Origin of the sequence: Ramlibacter sp. (assembly GCF_035548915.1) — a bacterium.
Classification (GTDB): Bacteria; Pseudomonadota; Gammaproteobacteria; order Burkholderiales; family Burkholderiaceae_C; genus Ramlibacter.
Window position 1 is genome coordinate 1 of sequence record NZ_DASZSE010000041.1, and the last position, 6307, is coordinate 6307.

General features: G+C 69.8%; 4 protein-coding genes. All 4 read left to right on the plus strand.

All coding sequences use genetic code 11. The features are described 5' to 3' along the window. On the plus strand, window positions 1-1117 hold a 1117-nt coding region (locus VHA82_RS17065; RefSeq protein ID WP_325545923.1), incomplete at its 5' end, for a peptidase C39 family protein. Beyond that, window positions 1114-2694, plus strand: a complete 1581-nt coding sequence (locus VHA82_RS17070; protein WP_325545925.1) for a RimK family protein — start codon at window positions 1114-1116, stop codon at window positions 2692-2694. The genes VHA82_RS17065 and VHA82_RS17070, both read left to right, overlap by 4 nt. Window positions 2695-2698: 4 nt before the next feature. Next, entirely contained in the window at window positions 2699-5398 is a 2700-nt protein-coding gene (locus VHA82_RS17075) for a DUF4118 domain-containing protein (RefSeq protein WP_325545927.1), read from the plus strand. Continuing rightward, the gene (gene kdpE, locus VHA82_RS17080; protein WP_325545929.1) at window positions 5395-6093 is read left to right on the plus strand and encodes a two-component system response regulator KdpE; all 699 of its coding nucleotides are present in this window, start codon (window positions 5395-5397) and stop codon (window positions 6091-6093) included. The genes VHA82_RS17075 and kdpE overlap by 4 nt, the downstream gene beginning before the upstream one ends. Window positions 6094-6307: the final 214 nt, after the last annotated feature.

A 6307-nucleotide genomic window follows, 5' to 3' on the forward strand; every position in this document is an offset into this window, starting at 1 on the left:
TCGCGCGCCCGCGCGGCCGCCGTTGCGCCGCGCCGCGCCGGAGGACCTCGCCGCCCTCTGCGCGCTGGAAGAGTCCGCCTTCAGCGGCGACCGCATCTCAGCGCGAAGCTGGCGCAGTCTGCTGGCCAGCGCGTCGGCGGCCGTGCTCGTGGCGCCCGCCGGTCAGCAAGCACTCGACGGCGCTGCCGTGCTCCTCACGCGCCGCGCCAGCGGTGTGGCGCGTCTCTATTCCATCGCGGTGGCCTCGGCCGCGCGCGGGCACGGCGTGGGCGGTGCGCTGGTGCAGGCCTGCATCGAAGCCGCTCGCGGCAAGGGCTGCTCCGTGCTGCGGCTGGAGACCCGCGCCGACAATCGCGCGGCCCAGTCGCTCTTTCGCCGGTTCGGCTTCACGGAAATCGGACGCAAGCCCCGCTACTACGCGGACGGCCAGACGGCCTGGCGATTCGAGAAATCCCTCTGGAATCCAGGGGGCGCGGGCCGGCCCGTGGCGCTCGCCGCGCCTTTCTACGCTCAGACGCTCGACTTCACCTGCGGCCCCTGCGCGCTGATGATGGCGATGGCGGCTCTGCGGCCGCAGCTGCCCTGCGACCGCGCGTCCGAGATTCGCCTGTGGCGCGAAGCCACGACGGTGTTCATGGCGGCCGGGCATGGCGGCTGCGGCCCGTTCGGGCTCGCGCTGGCGGCGGCTCGCCGGGGCTTTCGCGTCACCGTGCACGCGCCCGCGGGCACGCGCCTTTTCACGGGCAGCGTGCGCGACGAGCGCAAGAAGGAAGTGATCGAACTCGTCGAGGCGGACAGCCGCGAGCATCTGCAGAAGCGGCCCGACGCGCGCATCGACTCGGCGCCGGTCACGCCGGAACGAATCGCGTCGCACCTGCAGCATGGCGCCGTTCCCGTGGTGCTGATCAGCCTCTGGCGTCTGCACGGCGAGAAGGGGCCGCACTGGGTGGTCGTGACCGGCTTCGACGGCTCCGTGTTCCGCATCCTCGACCCCATGGCCGAACCGCCGCCGGGCGACCCGGGCATCGGCGTGGGCATCGACGAATTCCGCCGCATCACCCGCTACGGCCGACGACGCCACACGGCCGCGGTCGTGCTCGAATCGAAGAAAACATGAGTTCCGTGCACGTGATCGTCGTGGAAAAGCGTTCCGACTTCCGCTGGCCCGACCCGGCGCGCCGTGTGATGACGGCCGAGGAGTTCGTCTCCGAACGCGGCGAAGGCGCAAGCCGCCAGCGCAAGGTGATCAACCTGTGCCGCAGCTACGACTACCTGAGCATGGGCTACTACTGCTCGCTCCTGGCCGAGGCGCGTGGCGAGCGCGTCACGCCGAGCGTGGAAACGATCATGGATCTGCAGCAGAAGTCGTCGGAACTCGAGCCCCGGCTCGCGCAGCTCGGCCGCCTGATCGGCGAGCTGCCCGAGGTGCCGCGCTCGGTGGATTCGCTGAGCTTCCATGCCTTCTTCGGTCACATCGAGGACCCGCAGCTCGCCGAGCTCGCGCGGCGCGCGTTCGAACTGTTTCGCTGCCCCTTGCTGGAAATCCGCGTCGAGCGGCTGGAGGGCGCCACCGGCTGGCGCGTGAGCCATCTCGTGCCGCTCGAGCCGCGCGACGTGGACCCATCGCGCGATGCCGTCTTCCTGGAGGCGCTCGACCAGTTCACCCGCCGGGCCTGGCGGCCGCATGTCGTGGAAAGCGTGCCGCGAATGGACCTGGCGATCCTGCACGACCCGCGCGAGCCGCTGCCGCCGTCGAACGCGGCGGCGCTGCAGAACTTCGTGCGGGTTGCGCGGTCGATGGACGTCGACGCCGAGCTGATCGAGAAGAAGGATTTCTCGCGCCTCACGCAGTTCGACGCGCTCCTTGTGCGCGAGACGACGGCGGTGGATCACCACACCTTCCGCTTCGCGAAGCGCGCGGCGACCGAAGGCATGCCGGTCATCGACGACCCGCAGTCGATCCTGCGCTGCACGAACAAGGCCTTCCTCGCGGAGCTGCTGCAGGGCCACGGCATCGCCACGCCGCGCACGCGGCTCGTGAGCCGGCGCAGCGCCGGCAAGCTCGAACACGTGCTGTCCTATCCCGTCGTGCTGAAGGTGCCCGACGGCTCGTTCAGCCGCAGCGTGAAGAAGGCCGGGAGCTGGCGCGAATTTCAGGAAATCGCGCAGGCGATGTTCAAGGACTCCGGCATCATCCTCGTGCAGGACTTCATGTACACGGACTTCGACTGGCGCGTGGGTATCCTCGCCGGTGAGCCTCTCTTCGTCGCACGCTATTTCATGAGCCGCGACCACTGGCAGATCCTGAGGCACCGCGAGGACGGCAGGCACGAAGAAGGCCGCGTGGAGGCGGTCTCCGTCGAAGACGCGCCGCGCGCGGTGATCGAAGCCGCCGTGCGCAGCGCGGCGCTCGTCGGCGACGGCCTCTATGGCGTGGACCTGAAGGAAACACCGTCGGGCGTCTACGTGATCGAGGTGAACGACAACCCGAACATCGACGCGGCCATGGAGGATGCGATTCTTGGCGACGAGCTCTACGCGCGCGTGATCGGCGAGCTGCTGCGCCGCTACGAATCGCCTCACGAGCGCGCAGGCGCGGCGCCCGCGGGACTGCGCATCGAGCCGCTCATCGGAGCGCACGTCGGACCGCACGTCGGTCCTGAGCGGGCGCAACCCCGCGCAGTGTTACGCTGAAGCGATGGCTCTCGCCCCCGACCAGCGCCCCGACCCCGACGAACTGCTCGAACAGCTGCGCGAGCAGGAGCGCACGGCGCGCCGCGGGCGCTTGCGCATCTACTTCGGCGCGAGCGCGGGCGTCGGCAAGACCTATGCGATGCTGAGCGCGGCGCGACGCGAACATCAGGCGGGCCGCGACGTGGTGATCGGCCTCGTCGAAACGCACGGCCGCGTGGAAACGGCGCTGCTCGTCGAAGGCATGCCGCACCTTGCGCGCAAGGACGTGCGGTACCGCGACCGCACGCTGCCCGAATTCGACATCGACGCCGCGCTCGCGCGCAAGCCTGAAATCGTTCTGGTGGACGAGCTCGCGCACTCCAACGTGCCGGGCTCGCGCCACCCGAAGCGCTGGCAGGACGTGCAGGAACTGCTCGATGCGGGCATCGACGTGTGGTCCACGCTCAACGTGCAGCACGTCGAGAGCCTGAACGACACGGTCGGCTCGATCACGGGCATCCGCGTGCACGAGACGGTGCCGGACACCGTGCTCGACGAAGCCGACGAAGTCGTGCTCGTCGACCTGCCGCCCGACGAACTGATCGCGCGGCTGAAGGCGGGCAAGGTCTACCTGCCGCAGCAGGCAGAGCGCGCGGCGCAGAACTTCTTCCGCAAGGGCAACCTGATCGCGCTGCGCGAGATCGCGCTCAGGCGCACGGCCGAACACGTCGAGGACGACGTGCGCAGCTACCGCGTGGAGCAGTCGGCGGGGCTGCCTTCGTGGAACACGTCGGGCGCGATCCTCGCGTGCGTCGGGCCGCACGAGGGCGCGGAGCAGGCGGTGCGCAGCGCGGCGCGCCTCGCGGGGCAGCTGAGCGTGCGCTGGTACGCGGCCTACGTGGAGACGGCGAAGCTGCGCAGCCTGGAGCCGGCGCGGCGCGACAGCGTGCTCGCCGTGCTCAAACTCGCGGAGGAGCTGGGCGCGACCACCAACGTGCTCGCGGGCGCCGACGTCGCGCAGGAACTCGTCGCGCATGCGCAGAAGCTCAATTGCGCGATCCTCGTGCTCGGCCGCCCGCCGGCGCCGAGGCTGCGCTTCAGGCGCAAGTCGCTCTTGCAGCGTCTCTCCGACCTCGCGCCGTCGCTCGACGTGCTCGAAGTAGGGCACGTGAGCCGCACGCGGCGCCTCGCGGGCCTCGCACGCGACGTCGCCCCGCAGGAAGAGGAGGACTTCGACTGGCGCGAGCACGTCCCGCGCTTCGCCTGGGCGGCGGCGAGCTGCGTGGCGATCACGATGCTCGCGCATCCTCTTCTCGGGCGCCTGGAGCTCACCAACATCGTCATGCTCTACCTGCTGGGCGTGGTGGGCGTGGCGATGAAGTGGGGCCGGGGGCCCGCGGGGCTGGCCGCCGTGCTCAACGTCGCGGCGTTCGATTTCTTCTTCGTGCCGCCGCAGCTCACGTTCGCGGTGAGCGACGTGCAGTACCTCGTGACGTTCGGTGTGATGCTCGGCGTGGGGCTTCTCACGGGCCAGCTCACCGCGGGATTGCGCTTCCAGGCCGAGATCGCCGCGAGCCGCGAACGGCGCGCGCAATCGCTCTTCGAACTCACGCGCGATCTCTCGGCCGCGCTGCTCGCCACACAGGTGGCCGAAATGGGCGTGGCCGCCGTGCAGAAGCACTTCGGCGGCACCGCGCTCGTGATCGCGACCGACCTGCGCGACGAACTGCTGCTCCCCGGTCAGCCACCCGCGGGATTCGACGCGAGCGTGGCCGACTGGGCGTTTCGCAACGGCCGCCCAGCGGGGCTCGCAACGAGCACGCTGGCCGCGCAGAGCTGGCACTACCTGCCGCTGCAGGCGCCGATGCGGGTGCGCGGCGTGCTCGCGCTGCAACCCGCCCGGCCGCGATGGCTCCTCATTCCCGAGCAGCGGCAGCACCTGGAGACGCTCGCGCGCCAGATCGCGATCGCGCTGGAGCGCGTGCACTACGTCGAGGTGGCGCAGGGGGCGGTGGTGGAAATGGAATCGGAGCGGCTGCGCAATGCCTTGCTCGCCGCGATCTCGCACGACGTGCGCACGCCGCTGACCGCACTGATCGGCCAGGCCGAGTCGCTGCAATCGTCGCGGCCGCTCACGGATGCGCAGTCCGAGACCGCGCACGCGATCGCCGAGCAGGCGCGCGAGCTCGGCACGCTCGTGAACAACCTGCTCGAGATGGCGCGTCTGCAAAGCGGCAACGTCAGCCTGCGGCTCGAATGGCAGTCGGTGGAAGAGGTGGTGGGCGTCGCCTTGCGCGGGCTGAAGCCGCTTCTTGCCGGCAAGGCGGTGCGGGTGGACGTGCCTGCCGACTTGCCGCTGGTGGAGTTCGATGCGACGCTCGTCGAGCGCGTGATCGCGAACCTCGTGGAAAATGCCGCGCGGCATGGGCGCCCGCCGATCGAGATACACGCATCGGTGACCGATGGCGAGCTGGTGCTGAAGGTGCGCGACCATGGGCCGGGCCTGCCCGCGTCCTTGCGCGGCAAGGAAGACATGCTGTTCGAGAAATTCACGCGCGGCGCGGCCGAGTCCGCGACACCGGGCGTCGGGCTCGGGCTTGCGATCTGCAAGGCCGTGGTCGACGCGCATCGCGGATCGATCGCCGCCGCGAATGTTTCGGGGGGCGGCGCCGAATTCACCGTCAAGCTGCCGCGAGGCAAACCGCCGGAGCTGCCGCCGCCATGACCCCGTCGCCCGTTGCCCTGATCGTCGAGGACGAGCCGCAGATCCGCCGCTTCGTGCGCGCGGCGCTGGAGGGCGAAGGCTGGCAGGTGCACGAAGCGGACACGCAGCAGCGCGGCCTGATCGAAGCCGGCACGCGCCAGCCCGATCTGATCGTGCTGGACCTCGGGCTTCCCGATGGCGACGGGATCGATCTGATACGCGACGTGCGTGGGTGGTCGACGGTGCCGATCGTCGTGCTGTCGGCGCGGGTGGACGAAGCGGACAAGGTGGCCGCGCTCGATGCCGGGGCGGACGACTATCTGACGAAGCCGTTCGGTGTGGCCGAATTGCTTGCGCGGGTGCGTGCGAATCTGAGGCGGCCGAGGGTGCGCGCGGAGGAGGGTGGGGGTGCCGATCCCGTCTTCCGGTTCGGCGATGTCGAAGTGGACCAGCGTGCGCGCGTCGTGCGGCGCGGGGGTGGGGAGGTGCATCTCACGCCCACGGAATACCGCCTGCTCACGGTGCTGATCGCCAATGCCGGGCGGGTGCTCACGCATCGCCAGCTGCTGCGCGAGGTGTGGGGGCCGTCGCATTCGGAGCAGAGCCACTACCTTCGCATCTACATGGGGAACCTGCGGCGAAAACTCGAAGCCGATCCCGCGCAGCCGAGGCATCTGCTCACGGAGACGGCGGTGGGGTATCGGTTGCTGGCTTGATCCGTCATTCAGGCCTCTCACTCCGTCATTCCCGCCTCTCACTCCGTCATTCCCGCCTCTTACTCCGTCATTCCCGCCTCTCACTCCGTCATTCCCGCCTCTTACTCCGTCATTCCCGCCTCTCACTCCGTCATTCCCGCGAAGGCGGGAATCCAGAGTCTTCCTCTCGCGTGGCGGGAAGAAGCCGCTGGAATCCCGCGTTCGCGGGACTGAC